Genomic DNA, 18,433 nt, shown 5'->3' on the forward strand with positions numbered 1-18,433 from the left:
TTTTCAAAAAAAAGGCCGATTTATTACATTTGCCCTCTACTTTCTAAATAATTTATGACAAAAGAGGAACAGTTACATCGTGCTATTAAAATTGCTGTAAAAGCTCATAAAGGGCAGAAAGATAAGTACGATGCTCCATATATCGATCATGTTTTAAGAGTTTCTAATCTGGGTAAAACACTGGATGAAAAAATTGTAGGAGCCTTACACGATGTTATCGAAGATTCGGATTTTACATTGGCAGACTTAGCATATGAAGGTTTTCCCCCTCATATTGTTGAGGCTGTTAGATGCATTACCAAGACTGATGATGAAGAAGATTATGATATTTTGATTCAGCGCATAGAGACAAGTCCTCTTGCGATAGCTGTAAAGATTAATGATCTGACAGATAATATGGATCTGAAAAGGATGCCAAGACTGCTTACAGAGAGAGACCTGAAAAGGTTCAATAAATACATTAAATACTATCGTTATTTAACGGATAAATATTAATATTTACATTACTGAAAAATATTTTCAAACTAATATGAAAGAGGTTATTTAATAGCCTCTTTTTATTGTTTGTAAATCCAGAATGATAATTACTGAATAGATTTTTTCTTTATATCACTCTCCTATTATTTCATAGTAGAATTTTTTTACAAAATATTTTTTTTAGTATTTGAATATTTTTTACATTTGCATAACTGGTTATATAATTAGTTATTTTAATACTTTAATAAAATGAAAATATTTGAGAAAACAGGAAAGATGGCTTTAGGGAGCAGATTGCGTCTTTTAACTGCAAGAATGGCAGATGATGCCGACAAAATCTATGAAATTTATAAAAATGATTTTTCTGCAAAATGGCTACCTGCCTTTTATACTTTGATAGAAGAAGGTCCGCTGACAATAACAGAGATTGCAGAATACATAGGCCACTCCCAGCCTTCCGCAACTAAGACAATTAAAGAAATGATGAAAGCTGGTCTGTGTGAAAACCTAAAGACCGAAGACAAGCGCAGAAACTTAGTTGGACTTACTGGCAAAGGTAAAGCTCTTTCTCTTCAGCTTCAGGATCAGTATGCAGATATAGATGCAGCTGTGGAAAATATGATTAATGAGGCCAATTATAATCTTTGGGAAGCTGTAAAGGAATGGGAATATCTGTTGGAAAAAAGAACTTTGTTACAAAGGGTATTAGATCAAAAGAAAGCCAGAGAACAAAAAGATGTACAAGTTGTTCCTTATGAAAAGAAGTACAAAACAGTATTTAGAGCTTTGAATGAGGAATGGATTTCCAATTATTTTGTAATGGAAGAAGCAGATTATAAAGCGTTGGATAATCCTGAAGAATATATACTGGATAAAGGCGGAAAGATATTTGTTGCGCTATATAAGGGAGAGCCTGTAGGTGTTTGTGCCCTTATCAAAATGTTTGATGACGAATATGATTATGAAATGGCTAAAATGGCTGTATCTCCAAAAGCTCAGGGCAAACATATCGGACTATTACTTGGAAAGGCCATTATAAATGCAGCAATTGGGGAAGGTGCTAAGAGTCTGTATCTTGAAAGCAATACAATCCTAAAACCTGCTATTACTTTGTACGAGAAATTAGGCTTTGAGAGAATTGTTGGACGTCCCAGTCCCTATGAACGGGCAAATATTCAGATGTCATTAGATCTTGAAAACATTTCAAAATAAGAAATTTTAAAAGGGCACTTCTGCTCTGTTTATAAATAATCTTATCAGAAAAAACTGCATCAAAAATATTGATGCAGTTTTTTTATGGCTAATTTTAAAAATATATCAACAATGTTTGAATAATATACTAACATATAGTATATTGCTATTCAATTGTCTATTTTTTAGATAGTTACTTTTTGATTTTTTAAAATTATTATTATCTTAACAGAAAAGTTAAATGTATGATGCAATCATTACCACCTATTTCGGACACCTATAAAAAAGAAGTCCGGAAATCAGTGTTATCCATTATTCTATTTTTCACCGTTTATTTTATCCTGATCCTGGTTTCTTTGGCTATCTTATTAGCTGTCATTTCTTTAGCCATTTCATTTCTAAAAAGTTTTAAAATTGGATTCTGGACTATTCTTATTGCCGGAGCTATGATTGGTATGGGGGGAATTATTTTTGTATTCCTGATCAAGTTTTTATTCTCTGTCTCCAAAGATAATTATGAGAAAATCAGGATTACAAAGGAAAAAGAGCCTGCATTATTTCAACTTATTGAAGAAACTTATCAACAAGTTGGAGCACCAGCGCCCAAGCATATTTTTCTTACTACAGATGTTAATGCTTTTGTAAGTTACGATTCTAGTTTCTGGAGTATGTTTTTGCCGGTTAAGAAGAATCTTACAATAGGATTAGGACTTATAAATTCAACAACAGTTAGTGAGCTTAAATCTATTCTGGCACATGAATTCGGCCATTTCTCTCAAAGGAGTATGAAGGTAGGCAGTTATACCAATCAGGCACAGAAGATGTTATACGATATGCTCTATAACAATGAAAAATTTTTCAAAAATATAAGTGGGTTTGCTGGGGTACATGCTATTTTTTATCTATTTGTAATGATTGCGGTTTACTTTATTCGTGGTATACAATGGCTGTTGGCCAGATTATTTGATTTTCTCTTCTCGAAGCATCTGTCATTAAGCCGTCAGATGGAATTTAATGCCGATGCTATTGCTGCTCATGTTGTTGGTTCCAGAGTTTCAGCAGAATCATTATTAAGGCTTAGCTTATCCGAAATGGCATTCTCGAAACCGCTTAACTTCTTTTATGCTCATAATAAAACTTATTATACAGATAATCTATATGCAGATCAGGCATTACTAATGGAATTCTATGCTGAGGAATACAGTCATAAAGTTGTAAATCAATTACCACTAGTTACATTAGACGAATCTGAAAAATATAATTTATCCAAGCTGGAAATAGAAGATAAATGGTCTTCCCACCCTTCTATAAAAGACAGAGTATTGGCCATAGAAAAAGAGAATATACCATCGATAAATGTCAATAATAATCTGGCAAAAACATTATTAATCAATTTTGATAATTATGCTGAAGCCCTTACCAATAAATTATACAGCATTAATGGTATGGACAAGAAAGCAGAAAAGATTAGTGCAGAAGGCTTTCTGGAGCTATTCCAAAAAGAACACCAAAACTACAGCTTTCCTAAAATGTTTAATGGTTACTATACTAACCATAATCCGATAGCTATTAATATTGATGATATCAATGCCAAAATTAATACTACAATTGAAGATTTATTTAGTGATAAGAAAGTTGCCTTGGTATATGAAAAAATGGCTCTGGAGAAAGATATAAATACACTGAAATCAATCGCAGATAAAACTATTAAAGTAAAACTCTTCGATTACGATGGACAGAAATATGAAAGAAAGGAAGCTAAAAACTTTATACCGCGCCTTGAAGGCAGGCTTAGAGAAATTAGTGATTCTATTAAAGAAAATGATCAGTCTGTTTATCAATATTTCTATAACAGGGCTAATGATGAAAGTAAGCAGGATCAGTATACTCATTCCTATAAAGATTTGCTGATAGCTGAGGAACAGTTTGATCAATATATAAAAAGTCTTAATGAGTTCCTGCCATTTATACATTTCATGTCACAGACATTAGAAGTAGATGTTATTAAAGTGCATTGTTCAAAATTATTAGAAGTTCAGAAAACCTTCAAAGAAAAGATACAAGAACTAAAAGTGGAATCTGTATTTAGTAAATATGTTGAAGATAAAGACCTGGAAGCTTTGACTAAGTTTAATGATAATAACCAGACTTACTTTGAGTTCAATACTTATCAGTCTGATCATATTACACAACTTAATGCTGCAATAGACGCTTATTACAACAGCTTATATGATGGTTATTTTAAGATTAAAAAGACATTACTCGATTTACAGGAAACAATAGAAGCTTAGTCAGGAATTGTGTACAAACATTTCCTCTGTATAAAATAAAATTTTCTTCTATTGGTATTTCAATAAAACACCTCATAGATTCAAAGCCTATGAGGTGTTTCTATTATAAAGGTAAATTCAGAAGCAACTACTCCTCAGTATCTCCAAATCTGTATTCGTTTTCTAAATAATCAACAGTAGCATTTTCTATAGTATATTCACCTATTTTAGTTCTGCGAAGCTGTGTTAAATATGCACCAACACCAAGCTCCTGCCCTATATCATGCGCCAAAGAACGAATATAAGTACCTTTGGAACATCCAACATAAAAAGAAATATAAGGCAAATTGATCTCTACTCTGTCTATATAATGAATAGTGGTTTTTCTGACCTTTATATCTACTTCCTGACCCGCACGTGCAAGATCATAGGCTCTTTTACCATCAACTTTCAAAGCTGAGAAAATAGGTGGTTTCTGATCGATTTCACCAAGGAATTTTTTTAAAGCATCATGGATATTTGCTTCTGTGATTCCCGAAATGTCTTGAGGCAGAATTTCCGGTTTCTCAGTATCGTAAGATTCCGTTTGTACACCAATCTTTATTTCAGCCCAATACTCTTTAGAAGCATCCTGGATTTGCGGAATCTGTTTTGTTGCTTTTCCGGTACATATAACCAATAATCCGGTTGCTCTTGGATCAAGAGTACCTGCATGTCCAATTTTTACCTTTTTCAGGTTAAATTCACGCTTTAGCTTCCATTTTATTTTATTCACAGCATTAAAGGACGTCCAGTCCAATGGTTTGTCTACTAATAATATCTGTCCTGCCTGTATGTCTTCTGCTGTAAATTTCATTTGTTAGAATAATATAAAAAATAAAAGGAAAATTGACATTTTCCTTTTAATATAATGTTTGCAAAAATAGTAATTATTTTACGGAGTAAAAATAGATCAGTAAAGCAACACCAATTACAATACGGTAAATACCCCAGAATCTGAATCCATATTTATTCAGTAATGCTATAAAAGATTTGATAGCGATAAGCGCTGTAATGAAAGCGATAACATTTCCAATAAGGAAAAGAATAAGGTTATCATGAGAGCTTAACAGCATTTCGTATCCTTTAGTTGCCTGCGCAGTCCCCTCTCCCCATGTTTTCACAAAAATAGAGTAAACTGTTACAGCAAGCATCGTTGGTACAGCTAAGAAAAAAGAAAACTCAGCAGCTGCTTTTCTGGAAAGGCCTTGTGTCATACCTCCGATAATAGACGCAGCACTACGGCTGGTTCCAGGCATCATAGCCAGACACTGCCAAAAGCCAATGGTTAAAGCTTTTTTAATAGTTACTTCTTTCTCATCCAATACTGTAGGATTTTTGAACCAGTTATCTACAAAAAGCAATACCACCCCGCCCAATACCAATACAGTTGATATAGCAATCTGATTGCCTAAAACAGCTTCAATTTTATCATCGAATAACTTGCCTAATATTAGCGCCGGGATAACGGCAATGGCCAGTTTAATATAAAAGTTAAGGTTCTTGAAGTCAAAAAACTTTTTCCAGTAAGCTACAACAACGGCTAAAATAGCACCGAACTGAATTGAAACCTGAAACATTTTAAGGAATTCGGTTTCCTCCATTCCCATAAGGTTTGCAGCAAACCCCATGTGTGCTGTAGATGAAATCGGTAAAAATTCGGTAAGTCCTTCTACAATAGCTAAAATAATCGCCTGAATAGTATCCATTAGTCTTTTTTACGAATTAAGATGGCATAAATTTCAATAACAAAACCTGCAATAACAAGGAATGGTGCAATTCTGATTCTGCGAATTGAATTGATTCCCTCATTCCAGTAATTAGGGTCGTATTTACCATCAGGTGTTGTATTGGCATCTGGTCCCATCATCAAAAAGAAACCTACAATAATACAAGCCAACCCGATAAGCATAAATTTGAAATTTTTCTTACCAAAGTAAAAAGTGTTCTCTTGTGTTGACTCAGTTGATGCGATATTTTGATTTTTTTTGCTCATTCTTAAGAATAATATAAAGTGTCGATTCTACTTCTTAGGAATCTCCAGGTTGCAAAAATAGTACTTAAAACAGTAATTAATACTCCTACTCCCAAAACTAAGATAACAAGATAAACGAATTTGGTCTGATCGGTAATAAATACAGATCCAATCTCAGTAGTGAAATAATACCATCCTGCGAAAAGAACAGTTAAACCAATTACAGCACCTATAAGTCCAAGGATAATAGCTTCCTTAATAAAAGGCATCAGGATAAAGCGACGCTGTGCACCTACCAGCTGCATGGTTTTAATAGTAAATCTCTTGGAGAATATTTTCAGACGGATAGAGTTATTAATAAGAACAATTGCAACGACTAAGAAAATAATAGAGAAAGCAAGAATCCATGTTAAGATTCTGTTCAGGTTGTTGTAAACATCAATGGTAAGGCTGCTGTCATTCTTAACTTCTTTTATTCCCTGTACCTGAGATAGTTGCTGGACAACCCCATTAATTTTAGCAGGATCTACAAATTCAGGCTTTAATGCTACTTCTATAGATGCAGGAAAAATATTCTCTTCAAAAAGAGCATCACTGTCGATCCCCAAACTTTTCTTGGCTTCTTTCGCTGCCTGATCCTGAGTAATAAATGTAGCTTTCTTTACAAATGGTAACTTCTGAACGGCTTCAAAAGTTTCCTGATTTAATTTTGCAATTTTAGTACTGTCTTTAACATCCAGATGCTCGTCGAAATAAGCATTTACTACTAATTGCTCTTTAATATAGTCAGAGTATTTCTGGGCATTAATTAAAATTAAACCAAAAAGACCAATTAAAAATAAAACCAGCGCAATACTAATTACAACAGTTATGTTGCTGGATCTGAGTCTTTTCTTATTAAAATCGTCTACACTTTTTGCCATTCAAGATTAATTTTCTGCTAAAATAGAAAAAAACTTCCGAAATTTGCACCTGACAGAGGAAAAATGAATGTTAATTAAATCCTAAAACTCAATTGAAAGTAACCGCTAAAAAACACCTTGGACAGCATTTCTTAACCGATGAAAACATCGCATCCAAAATTGCAAATGGTTTATCCGGAGACGGATACGATGCCGTTCTGGAAGTTGGTCCGGGTATGGGAGTACTGACCAAATATTTACTAGATAAGGAACAGGAAACTTTTGTTGCCGAAATTGATCAGGAATCGGTAGCCTATCTGAAGCTTCATTATCCAAAACTTGAAAATCATATCCTGAATGATTTTCTGAAACTTGATATTCCGCAGCATTTTGAAGGTCAGGTTGCTGTGATCGGAAATTTCCCGTACAATATCTCTTCTCAGATTCTGTTCAAGATTATTGACAACTACGAGCGTATTCCGGAAATGACAGGAATGTTCCAGAAAGAAGTTGCAGAACGTACTGCTGCTGTACCCCGAACTAAAGATTACGGAATATTATCCGTAATGGTTCAGGCATATTATGATGTGAAATATCTTTTTACTGTACATGAAAATGTCTTTAATCCCCCACCAAAGGTAAAGTCCGGAGTTATAAGTCTTGTCAGAAATCCTAAAGAAGGACTGGAAGGAAACGAAGTTTTGTTTAAGCAGATCGTAAAAGCAGGATTCAATCAGCGCCGAAAGACACTTCGTAATTCCTGGAAAGCTTTGGGAATTCCTGAAGCTTTGGCAGATCACGAATTCATGAGTAAACGTGCTGAAGAACTTAGTGTACAGGATTTTATCTATATTACAAAGCTTTGGAAAGAAAATAAGTAATTTTTGAAGCAGGTATTTTATCTGTATTTATCATTTAATAAAATAGAACTCTGGTAGAATTTTAAATTTACCAGAGTTTTTTATTACAGGCATAGGTTAATAATTGAAATAAAACTTTTATCTTTAATCTTTGTTAATTCTTTAATGGATGTAATGATAAATAAGGAGAAACGTAGTAATCCTGCTTTTTGGATAACAAGTTTATATTTCGCTATGGGGCTGCCCTTTGTTGCTATTTCGGTAGCATCGTCTATAATGTACAAGAGTATGGGGATCCCTGATAAAAGCATCGCTTTCTGGACTTCTCTTATTATGCTTCCCTGGACGATAAAGCCACTCTGGAGCCCTGTATTGGAAATGTTTAAAACCAAAAAGTATTTTGTCGTCTTTACAGAAATATTTACAGCTGTTTGTTTTGGATTGGTCTGTATTTCTTTATCACTACCCCATTATTTTGCCTATTCTATAGCTATATTCTCCTTAATGGCTTTCAGTGGCGCCACACACGATATTGCAGGTGACGGACTTTATATGGACACATTGGATTCTGTGAAACAATCCCGCTATATCGGTTGGCAGGGTGCCGCTTATAATGTGGCAAAGGTTTTTACCAGCGGACTTATTATTTATTTAGCAGGTGTTCTGGAAAAAACAATGGGTGTAACCCCGGGATGGACTGTTATTATGCTTATTTATGGCGGAATTATGCTTCTTATTGGTCTGTTTAATATAAGACAGCTTCCTTCCGGAAAGGTCCGCGAGTTTACAGATGTTACACTGAAAGACCGTTTTAAGGAACTCTTATTTATCTTTAAAAACTTCTTTACAAAGAAGCATATATTCTACTATATCTGTTTTATTATTTTGTACCGCTTTGCAGAAGGCTTTGCCGTAAAAATTGTCCCGCTTTTTTTAAAAGCAAATCGAAGTGAAGGCGGATTAGGGCTTTCCACAAAAGAAATAGGCCTTGTATATGGGACTGCAGGAGCTATAGCATTTATTGCCGGATCTCTCATTTCCGGTTTGTACGTGTCTAAAAGAGGGCTCAAAAAGTCCCTATTTACCTTATGTTGTGTTTTCAATTTCCCCTATATTGTTTATGTATTTTTAGCCTGCTGGCAACCTGAAAATGTTTACCTGATTACATTGGGAATTGTGGTTGAATATTTTGGTTACGGATTCGGATTTGTGGGCATTATGCTGTTTATGATGCAGCAAATTGCTCCGGAAAAATATAAAATGGCTAATTATGCTTTTGGTACTGGGATTATGAACCTTGGAGTAATGCTGCCAGGAATGCTGAGTGGCTATATCAGTGATATGGTTGGATATAAGCATTTCTTTATTTTTGTACTGATTGCTACAATACCGGCACTACTGATTACTTATTTCGTGCCTTTTACTTATGATGAAAATCCTAAAAATATAACAAATTAAAATACAGATAATTATATGTCGACAAAAATAGAAATTCCGTGGCAGGAAAGACCTGAAAACTGCACAGATGTAATGTGGAGATATAGTAATAATCCTATTATAGGACGTTATCATATTCCCAGTTCAAACAGTATTTTTAACAGTGCAGTGGTACCATTCGAAGATGGTTTTGCCGGAGTATTCAGATGTGATAACAAGGCTGTGCAGATGAATATATTTGCGGGTTTTAGCAAGGATGGTATTAACTGGGATATTGATCATGATCCAATTGTAATGCAGGCTGGCAATACGCAGATGATAGAATCTGACTACAAATATGACCCAAGAGTAACTTTTATTGAAGATCGCTACTGGATTACCTGGTGTAATGGTTATCATGGACCAACAATAGGAATTGCATATACTTTTGACTTTAAAGAGTTTTTCCAATGTGAAAATGCCTTTCTTCCATTTAACAGAAATGGTGTGCTTTTTCCGGAAAAAATTAACGGCAGATATGCTATGCTCAGCAGACCGAGCGATAACGGACATACACCATTCGGAGATATCTATATAAGTTTCAGTCCGGATATGAAATACTGGGGAGAGCACCGTAATGTAATGAAAGTAGCTCCTTTTCAGGATAGTGCATGGCAGTGTACAAAAATTGGTGCCGGTACAGTACCGTTTTTGACCAAAGAAGGCTGGTTAATGTTTTATCACGGTGTAATCAATACTTGTAATGGTTTCCGTTATTCTATGGGGGCGGCTATTTTAGACAAGGACAATCCGGATAAGGTTCTGTATCGTAGTAAAGATTACCTCCTGGCTCCTGCTGCAGGCTATGAATTGGCAGGCGATGTTCCAAATGTAGTTTTTCCATGTGCTGCATTGCAGGATGGTGAAAAAGTATGTGTGTATTACGGAGCAGCAGATACTGTTGTATCTGTAGCTTTTGGATATATCGATGAGATTGTTGAATCAATTAAGAAAAACAGCTTATAATATTTGTAAAATATAAGTTTAAAATACAATTAATAAAAAATAGAGGCTTTTAGCCTCTATTTTTTATTTTTAGATAAGTGTTCTTCTATTTTTTCACAACAGTAATAAGTTCACCTTCTTTTTTCAGCATGGTATCCCATATTTGTTTAAAAGCAACGTAATATTCTTTTGGATAATTGCTGCTTGCTACGATGGTTGAAGTTTTTATATTAATCTTATTTTTATCCTGAGTAACTTCATACGTATATGAGATTTCTTTGTCTTCAGTGACTATTCTTTTGGATTTTGGGAGGTTTTCTACAACATAGCCGTCGGGAATAGTAAGAGAAACATTTTTTATCTTTTCGTAACCTGTTAAAAGCTCTATAGGCATTGTTCTTTCTCCTTTCTGATCAAATGGATTCTTTTCAGTGTTTAAGAATAATAAGGGGTTAATGATAAACTTATTCCCCACTGCATCCACCATATTATCTGCTGTAAAATTGAATGTTGTTTCAAAATCATTATTAGGTAAAAGTTCTGTTTTGATATCAGTAAACGGAAATTTATAACGATCTTTATAGTATGATTTCTGATAATCCTCCTTGTCATCTTCATAACGTTCATTGTTAACCATAGAATACAAAGAAGTGTCTTTATCCGAAAAGCTGCCTTTAATTGTCCCGTCCGGATTAAGTGTCGCATTTACCGTTAAAAATGTCTTACTGCTGTTTTCATTCTCCAGATTTACTTCTTTTACCTCTTTATCTTTCATGATAAACCCTCTGTAATTGTATATTTTAGGAGGTAAAACATTGATGAGGGATTGTTTGTTGGAGGCATCCATAATGTAAAGTTTTCCATCGATTTCTGCACATGCAATAACATAATTAAGGCTGTTGATAGAAGGATTATAGCTTATAAAACCATTGTTGATTGTAGACAATACTAATGGATTAGTTGCTATACCAGCTTCACGAAGCATCTTTATAAGAGTCAGATTAATATCCCCGACGTTTCCGGTTTTTGTTTTAATGAGATTATTGCTTCCATTATCTGATGTAAAGTCATGTACGCGGTCCCACTTAAAGCTTTTTTGAGCAAGAGCAAGTACTTTTTTTGCTTTTTCCATCTGATCTTTCTCAGCCAGTATGTCAGCAGGAATAAAGCCTGAAGGGAGCTTCCTTTTCAGTTCTTTGCCAAAATCATCACGCTCATATAGTTGTTTTCGGATGTCTTCCCAGCTCATTGCGTAGTTTTTGACTTCTCCGCTTCTGTAGGCTACAGAATTTAGCTCAGCAGAAACTTTAGTTTTGTAGTTATCACCGTTTAGTACATATTCTTCCTCCTCAAATGGTTTAAGATTTTCAAACCCAAAACGGTATGTTCTTCCTTCTACTCCATACAAAAACTCCTCTGCAATGTGTCGGTTCTTTGGAGTTAAGCTACCTGTGTAATTGATGTTATAACCAAAGTACTTCGGCATGTCGAACACATACTCCGTATAGACTACAGGAATGTCTTTCTCAATAGTTGTTGTCGGTACATACCAGAAAAAAGGAGATATTCTTTTGTATTTAAATTCCAGTACAGAACCATTTTTTACATTAGGAAATGTAAACTTGGAAACTTCATAGTTTTTACTCTCTTTAGATTTAAATTTATCTTCTTTTTCTACTTTGTCAGCCTCAACTTTTCCGTTGACAAAATTATAAGTAGTTCCCTTTAGAGAGGTAAGAACTTCTGCGTCGGAAGATTTTGTAGACTTATATAGATTCAGTTCAACTGTAAGATAGTCTTTTGCTTTGTTTTTATCATAGATCTTTACCTGGCTGTAGACCTCCTGGTTCAACATGTTGCTACTCGGGTCTATGAAGTAATGTACAGATCGATATAAAATTTCAGCACCGGCATTCGGATCAATGGCCGATTTTTCTTTTTTTATATCATTCTCAGATACTTTAGGATAATTCAGAAACTTATCTTTTTGAGCATAGCTCATTGTGAAAATCCCTGAACAAGCAAGTAAAATTAGTTTATTCATTAATATCTAGTTTTTAGTAATTAGCATTTTAGAATTGTCGGCACTCACAATCTTTTTGCGGAATGCGAGGTAATCTGAAAATTGTTCTTTTGGGTAACTTCCTCTGTTAATTGTAATTTGTCGTTTAATAATAATCTGGTTTTTATCATTAGTAAATGCCTTCAAGGAATAATTGCCATAAGCAGAGCTTATAGATTGTGGTTGTGGTATTTCCGATATTTTGTATCCGGCAGGAATGTTGTATATGATTTCATAATCATCGGCATAAGCAAATGCATTCTCAAAAGGTAATTTTCGTTCTTCTGTATTATTAATAGATGTTAACTCATTGAACGGAATTGCCCGGAAAAGTAAATCCTGACCGATCTTTTTTGAGTAATTTTTTGCCTGGTAATCGAATTCAAATGACATAACAGCATCATTACGGTTGTTTTTGAAATTGCTGATATTTGCTGTTTCATAATTCAACTCACTAAATCTACTCTTTAATGCATCAGAAGCCTCTTTACTGCTCAAACCATCTAATGAAAGATACATGTCATATTGCCATCCTGTAAGACTAAAATTAGATTTACCGCTAACACCACCTTCACTGTTAATCGTTATTTCAGCTTTCATGATGCTCTTGTTTTTTCCGGCATCATAAACAGGAGTCTTTATAATTTTTATTCCGTTCTCATCTACTGCTAAAACGTTTCTGGCAGTAGTGGAATATGACAAATGATTAAATGCCATTTTCTGTGAAGTATTTTCCAGCCAGATGTTGTCTTTTTCCGTAGGAATCATTAGAATAGCATGATTGCCACCCATTTTTGGAAAATCTTCATCAAAATTAATAACGCTGTCATCACTGTTTATAATAGCGTAATAAGATTTTATTCCGGCAGCATCCAAAAGTGTTTTCATATAATTGGATAATGCCTTACAGTCGCCATAACTTTTTTTACGTACATCATCTGCAGGCATAGGCTGCCAGCCACCGATTCCGATAGCAACGAATATATAACGGGTTTTATTCTGCATGTACTGGTAAAGTGTTCTTACCTTGTCCTCAGTACTTCCTTGAAGATTGAGTGCTGCAATTTCTTTTTTTAGATCTTCTGTAAGAACAGATGATGGTTGAAGAAGGTTGCTGTAATACCATTTCCCAAAATTATTCCAGTCCTTAAAGTCACCTTTCTTGCCTTCAAGACTGAACTGATCTAATGAAAATTGTACTTTTGGCAGCATCTGATCTAAATCCGGAGACTTTACTTCATTTTCAACCGCAGGAATATTTGTATAGGTATAGCTAATGATGTCACTAGCTTTTTGTTCTGAAGGAGTTGCTATAAAGCTAGGGTATATTTTGGTTCTTAAATTAATCCCGGAAGTATTTTTAATACTAATTCCGGCCTTTTCCAAAGATGTTTTGTAAGAATAAAACGGAATGAAATTTGGGAAGAATATGGTATTTCCGGTATTCACTGTATATTCAGCAACTACTGTGTATGGATATGAAGGTGCCTCAGCACTCAAGAACAATATCCTATCATCGGTATACAATACAGAATTCTGACCATGACTATAATCTTTAAAATCAGATTTTGAATAAGACTTAATTTGTTTTCCGTTTTCATCTAATACAGTAACTTTTATCTGACTTGGGCGGGATACTTTATCATAAGGAATACTTACATAAGCAAGCTCTGCTCCGCTTTGGTTAAGAACTGTTATGGCTTTTGAATATTTTATTTCCATCTGGTCGATGGACTTTATTATAATGTCCTGCTGATTCTTCCTGATAACAGCATTAGCTTTCTTTTTTAATTCATCTTTTATATTACCTACAGCATATTCTTGTCCATAAAAGGCAGAAATACAAAGGATTGTAAAGGGGATAAAATAATTTTTCGGCATAAAATCAATTTCGATAAAAATAAAAAAATAAATAAATTGAATGGTTAAAATTTATCAATATCATGTGAGATAATTTTACCCCGGATTTAATGTGCTTATTTACAGAATCATTTTATAAAATTTATCTATTTTGTAATTTAAATTTTAGTGTCATATTGTCTTAGCCTAATCCATGGTATAGAAGTTGATTTAATCAATTGAAATAATTATATTTGTATTTAATCAAAATAACGAAATGGAACAAAACACTTACGAACCAAGGACAATTCAGGTAGTTCCTGAAGAGCTGAAAGCAAGTCAGGCGAAGTACATGTCGAAAGTTTATGGATGGATGTCACTGGCTTTAGTGGTAACTGGTTTAATTGCTTATTTGGTTGCAGGGAGCGAAACTCTTATTACTGCAATTATGGCTAATAAACTTCTTTTTTATGGATTAATCATTGCTGAGTTTGGGTTGGTAATCTGGTTGTCTACCAGAATTGCTAAAATGTCTACGACTACCGCAATTGCTGCATTTATGGGTTATGCCATATTAAATGGTTTAACATTATCATTAATATTCCTAATCTATACCTTCTCTTCTATTGCATTAACATTCTTTGTTACAGCTGGTACATTTGCTGTAATGAGTGTTTACGGATATGTTACCAAAACAGATTTAACAAAGATTGGTAAAATCATGATGATGCTGTTGGTAGGTATAATCATTGCTTCTTTAGTGAACCTATTCTTAAAGAGCCCAATGATTTACTGGATTACAACTTACGTAGGTGTTGCAGTTTTTGTAGGACTTATAGCTTATGACACTCAGAAAATTAAGAATTATTTCCTTGAGCTAAACGGAGATGAATCTTTAATGGGAAGAATGGCTATTATGGGAGCTTTAACACTATACTTAGACTTTATCAACCTGTTCTTATTCCTTCTAAGATTATTTGGAGGCGGAAGAAGCAACGACTAAGACATAGTCAAAATATAAAAACTAAAGGCCGGAAGATTATTCTTCCGGTTTTTTTTATGTTTATATTATTTTTTTATTAATAATTAAAAATTTATTGAATAAATAAAAACCATAATGTATAATTAATTTAAAGTATTATGTATTTAATCATTTATTTATACCAAAACGGATAAAAATTATTAAAAATCTAATAATAATTTAATTATTTACACTAATTATAGAATTATAATATATTATATTTTTATAAAATTAAATAAATAAAATCACATATAAATACTTTTTATGTAATAAATATTCATATTATTTGTATTTTTTAATGCATAATTATTCTTTTTTAACTTCATTTATTGAATTTAATTCAAAATATATTTTTTTATTTAGTTTAAAAACTACATATTTGAAACAGTTAAAAAAATTAATGTGATATGAATAAACTAACTAACAGTATTTTGGCTGTAGTTTTGTCTTCTTCTTTTGTAATAATATCAGCACAAAAGAAGAATCAGGATACAGCTACAACCAAAGAAATTGAAGGAGTTGTTGTAACTGCTCTGGGAATAAAAAGAGACCAAAAAGCCATAGGTTATGCAGCTCAGGAGATTAAAGGCGATCTTATTACTACTTCCCGTCAGACTAGTGCTGTAGGAGCTTTATCAGGGAATGTCGCTGGAGTTCAGGTTACAACATCGTCTGCTTCTATGGGAGGGTCGGCAAGAATTGTTTTAAGAGGAATAGGTTCTATAAACGGGGAAAACAGGCCTCTAATAGTTGTAGATGGTATACCTTTTAACAATGCGAATTTCAATACCGGCTCTACTCTCAATAATTCCGGAACAACAGCCAGAGGTGCCGGAGGTGTAGATTATGGTGACGCATCATCCGATATTAATCCGGATGATATAGAGTCGGTAGTTGTATTGAAGGGCGGACCTGCAGCTGCTCTTTACGGAGCAAGAGCCATTAATGGTGCTATAGTATATACAACAAAAAAAGGTAAAGGAGGGAAAACGCAAGTTGTACTGAATTCGGGAATCTCTTTCGAAAGCATATATAAGATGCCTAGGTTGCAAAAGGAATATGGGCAGGGTTCTGAGCAAAGTGCTCTGCCTACTCAGGTAATCAACGGGAAAACCTATAATATTGCAGAATATACTGTAGATGAATCATGGGGACCAAAATACAATCCAAACATAAAGTATCTGCCTTGGTATGCTTTCGACCCTGAATTTAAAGATGACTACATGAAGGAAGTTCCATGGATTGCTCCTCGTCATGATGTAGATTCATTTTTTAAAACGGGTGTTACTTATAATAATAATATTTCTATTTCAAGAGCATTTGAAAAAACAGGAATTCGGTTCTCTTATGGAAATATCAAAACAGAGGGTATATTTCCAAATTCCAGTCTAAAGAAGAACTCAATGAATATTAATATCACAAGTCAGTTGAGTGACAGACTAAAATTAGATGCAGGGATTACCTATAATTTGACAGAAGGATTTAATAGGCCGGAGCAAGGCTACGGAAACAATTCTGTTGCACAGAAATTTTTTCAGTTTGGTCCCCGCTCATTAGATTTTGCTAAAGCAAGAGATTATAAACTGGAAAATGGTAAACAGAGAACCTGGAACCGGATAGCTTGGGATAATGCCAATCCTAAATATTCAGACAATCCATATTGGACAGTTTTTGAAAATTATACAACAGACAAGAGACAGCGTGTATATGGTAATGCTACATTAACATATAACCTTATAGGAAAAAGTCTTTATGCTGTTGGAAATATGTATGGTGACATTTATTCATTTAGTAATGACGGAAGAGTTGCTATAGGTTCTCAGGCACAGTCAGGCTATTTTATAACAAAAAGAAATTTTTCAGAATATAATTATGAATTAAGATTACATTTCGACCATAGATTTGGAGATTTTAGTATCAATTCATTTGTTGGAACTAATATGAGACAGTCTAAATCGGATATGCTCTATGGAAAAACAAACGGAGGGCTTGTAATTCCAAATTTTTATAATCTAAAGAATGGATACGGAGTTTCTACTGTTTTACAAAGTTTTGCAGACAGAAGAGTTTATTCATTATATGAGTCTGTGTCATTGGGCTATAAAGATACTTTCTTTATCGATGCCACAAATAGAACAGATTGGTCATCTACAATTCCACAAAGTTATAACTACCCTTCTATTTCAGGTAGCTTTGTATTTTCCAACCTGATTAAAGCAAATTGGTTAAACTTCGCTAAATTAAGAGGAGGCTGGGCTAATATTGCATCTGATGCAGATCCATACCAGCTGGTAAATGTATACGATGTTGGTTTACCATTCTTAAACCTACCAAGATTTAGTAATACAAATGCCAGTAAAAATCCAAACTTACTAAATGAAAGAAAAATTACTTCTGAAATAGGATTGCAGGCAAACATGTTCAGTAATAGATTTGGGATAGATGTCACTTATTATAATTCCAAAGTAAAAGACCAGATTATTGAATTGCCTGTTGATGGAGGAACAGGGCGTGATACCAAAGTTATTAACGTTGGTGAGATGTCTAATAAAGGTGTTGAATTAACACTTAATGGGAAAATATTGAAATCGAAAGACTTCTCGTGGGATGTAAATTTAAATTTTTCAAAAAACAATAACAAACTAGTTACGCTTTCTCCTGATGCTAAAAACTTACTCTTAGCAAACGCGCCTTTCAGAGTCGGCGTTTATGCTGTAGAAGGAATGAGATACGGACAGATTTATGGAACCGATTATACATATGATGACAAGGGGAATAAGGTTATTGGAGCCAATGGATATTATGTTCCAACTTCCACTCCGGTCTATTTAGGTTCTTACCTGCCTGATTATAATGCCGGGCTCAGAAATACGATCAGATACAAGAATTTCACACTTAGTGCATTAATAGACCGTCAAAAAGGTGGTAAATATTTTTCTACAACACATATGTTTGGGACGTATAGTGGTATGTTGGAAAAAACTACGGCCAATAATATGAGAGAAGTAGGACTTGTTCTCCCTGGTGTAGTAAAGCAAACAGATGGATCATATATTCAGAATACCAAAAATATCGATGCATACACATACGCAATCAGTCATTACAATGTGGTGGATGCTGCAAATGTATTTGATTCAAGTTACTGGAAGTTAAGAGAAGTTACTTTAACCTATACTTTACCAAAAGGACTTCTAAATAATGCTATTCAGGATATAAGTATTACAGCATTTGCTAGAAATTTATTTACATGGGGGCTGGCTTGGGATATAGATCCTGAAACAGCATCCTATGCAAGTGGAAATGTTCAGGGACTGGAGGGAGGTTCTCTTCCTTCAACAAGAACTTATGGGCTTAATATTCAATTCAAATTTTAATT

General features: G+C 34.0%; 14 protein-coding genes. 8 read left to right on the forward strand and 6 right to left on the reverse strand.

From position 1 onward, the window contains the following. Nucleotides 1-54: 54 nt before the first annotated feature. From AYC65_RS07130 to AYC65_RS07140, 3 genes are all read left to right on the forward strand, one after another. Entirely contained in the window at nucleotides 55-495 is a 441-nt protein-coding gene (locus tag AYC65_RS07130) for an HD domain-containing protein (protein WP_034866989.1), read from the forward strand. Between the two features lie 231 nt (nucleotides 496-726). Continuing rightward, nucleotides 727-1,689, forward strand: coding sequence for a bifunctional helix-turn-helix transcriptional regulator/GNAT family N-acetyltransferase (locus AYC65_RS07135; RefSeq protein ID WP_034866986.1), 963 nt, complete (start codon nucleotides 727-729; stop codon nucleotides 1,687-1,689). 224 nt (nucleotides 1,690-1,913) lie between these two features. Further along, nucleotides 1,914-3,959, forward strand: coding sequence for a M48 family metallopeptidase (locus AYC65_RS07140; protein WP_034866984.1), 2,046 nt, complete (start codon nucleotides 1,914-1,916; stop codon nucleotides 3,957-3,959). 127 nt (nucleotides 3,960-4,086) lie between these two features. On the opposite strand, the gene truB is transcribed toward AYC65_RS07140, so the two are convergent. The 4 genes from truB to AYC65_RS07160 all read right to left on the reverse strand — a co-directional run bounded on the left by truB (nucleotide 4,087) and on the right by AYC65_RS07160 (nucleotide 6,875). Then, entirely contained in the window at nucleotides 4,087-4,794 is a 708-nt protein-coding gene (gene truB, locus AYC65_RS07145) for a tRNA pseudouridine(55) synthase TruB (protein ID WP_034866981.1), read from the reverse strand. A 73-nt stretch (nucleotides 4,795-4,867) separates the two neighbouring features. After that, complete coding sequence (locus AYC65_RS07150) at nucleotides 4,868-5,686, reverse strand: undecaprenyl-diphosphate phosphatase (RefSeq protein WP_034866979.1); 819 nt, start codon at nucleotides 5,684-5,686, stop codon at nucleotides 4,868-4,870. Next, nucleotides 5,686-5,973, reverse strand: a complete 288-nt coding sequence (locus AYC65_RS07155) for a DUF3098 domain-containing protein (protein WP_034866977.1) — start codon at nucleotides 5,971-5,973, stop codon at nucleotides 5,686-5,688. The genes AYC65_RS07150 and AYC65_RS07155 overlap by 1 nt, the downstream gene beginning before the upstream one ends. A 2-nt stretch (nucleotides 5,974-5,975) precedes the next feature. Next, on the reverse strand, nucleotides 5,976-6,875 hold the full coding sequence (locus AYC65_RS07160) for a cell division protein FtsX (RefSeq protein ID WP_034866975.1): 900 nt from the start codon (nucleotides 6,873-6,875) through the stop codon (nucleotides 5,976-5,978). 92 nt (nucleotides 6,876-6,967) lie between these two features. On the opposite strand from AYC65_RS07160, the gene rsmA reads away from it, so the two are divergent. The 3 genes from rsmA (at nucleotide 6,968) to AYC65_RS07175 (ending at nucleotide 10,156) form a co-directional block, all read left to right on the forward strand. Continuing rightward, complete coding sequence (rsmA, locus tag AYC65_RS07165; RefSeq protein WP_034866973.1) at nucleotides 6,968-7,735, forward strand: 16S rRNA (adenine(1518)-N(6)/adenine(1519)-N(6))-dimethyltransferase RsmA; 768 nt, start codon at nucleotides 6,968-6,970, stop codon at nucleotides 7,733-7,735. Nucleotides 7,736-7,879: 144 nt separating this feature from the next. Then, nucleotides 7,880-9,172, forward strand: coding sequence for an MFS transporter (locus AYC65_RS07170; protein ID WP_034866971.1), 1,293 nt, complete (start codon nucleotides 7,880-7,882; stop codon nucleotides 9,170-9,172). Between the two features lie 15 nt (nucleotides 9,173-9,187). Further along, nucleotides 9,188-10,156, forward strand: coding sequence for a glycoside hydrolase family 130 protein (locus AYC65_RS07175; protein ID WP_034866967.1), 969 nt, complete (start codon nucleotides 9,188-9,190; stop codon nucleotides 10,154-10,156). Between the two features lie 85 nt (nucleotides 10,157-10,241). Here the strand turns inward: AYC65_RS07175 and AYC65_RS07180 are convergent, their stop codons facing one another. Then, on the reverse strand, nucleotides 10,242-12,179 hold the full coding sequence (locus AYC65_RS07180; RefSeq protein WP_034866962.1) for a DUF3857 domain-containing protein: 1,938 nt from the start codon (nucleotides 12,177-12,179) through the stop codon (nucleotides 10,242-10,244). 6 nt (nucleotides 12,180-12,185) lie between these two features. Beyond that, a complete protein-coding gene (locus AYC65_RS07185; protein WP_034866958.1) occupies nucleotides 12,186-14,078 on the reverse strand; it encodes a DUF3857 domain-containing protein in 1,893 nt (630 codons plus the stop codon). A gap of 235 nt (nucleotides 14,079-14,313) precedes the next feature. Between AYC65_RS07185 and AYC65_RS07190 the strand changes: the two genes are divergently transcribed. Beyond that, nucleotides 14,314-15,039, forward strand: coding sequence for a Bax inhibitor-1/YccA family protein (locus AYC65_RS07190; protein WP_034866953.1), 726 nt, complete (start codon nucleotides 14,314-14,316; stop codon nucleotides 15,037-15,039). 425 nt (nucleotides 15,040-15,464) lie between these two features. Beyond that, nucleotides 15,465-18,431 (forward strand): SusC/RagA family TonB-linked outer membrane protein, encoded by a 2,967-nt coding sequence (locus tag AYC65_RS07195; RefSeq protein ID WP_034866948.1) that lies wholly within the window; start codon nucleotides 15,465-15,467, stop codon nucleotides 18,429-18,431. Nucleotides 18,432-18,433: the final 2 nt, after the last annotated feature.

The sequence above is a fragment of the Elizabethkingia bruuniana genome (assembly GCF_002024805.1).
Taxonomy (GTDB): Bacteria; Bacteroidota; Bacteroidia; order Flavobacteriales; family Weeksellaceae; genus Elizabethkingia; species Elizabethkingia bruuniana.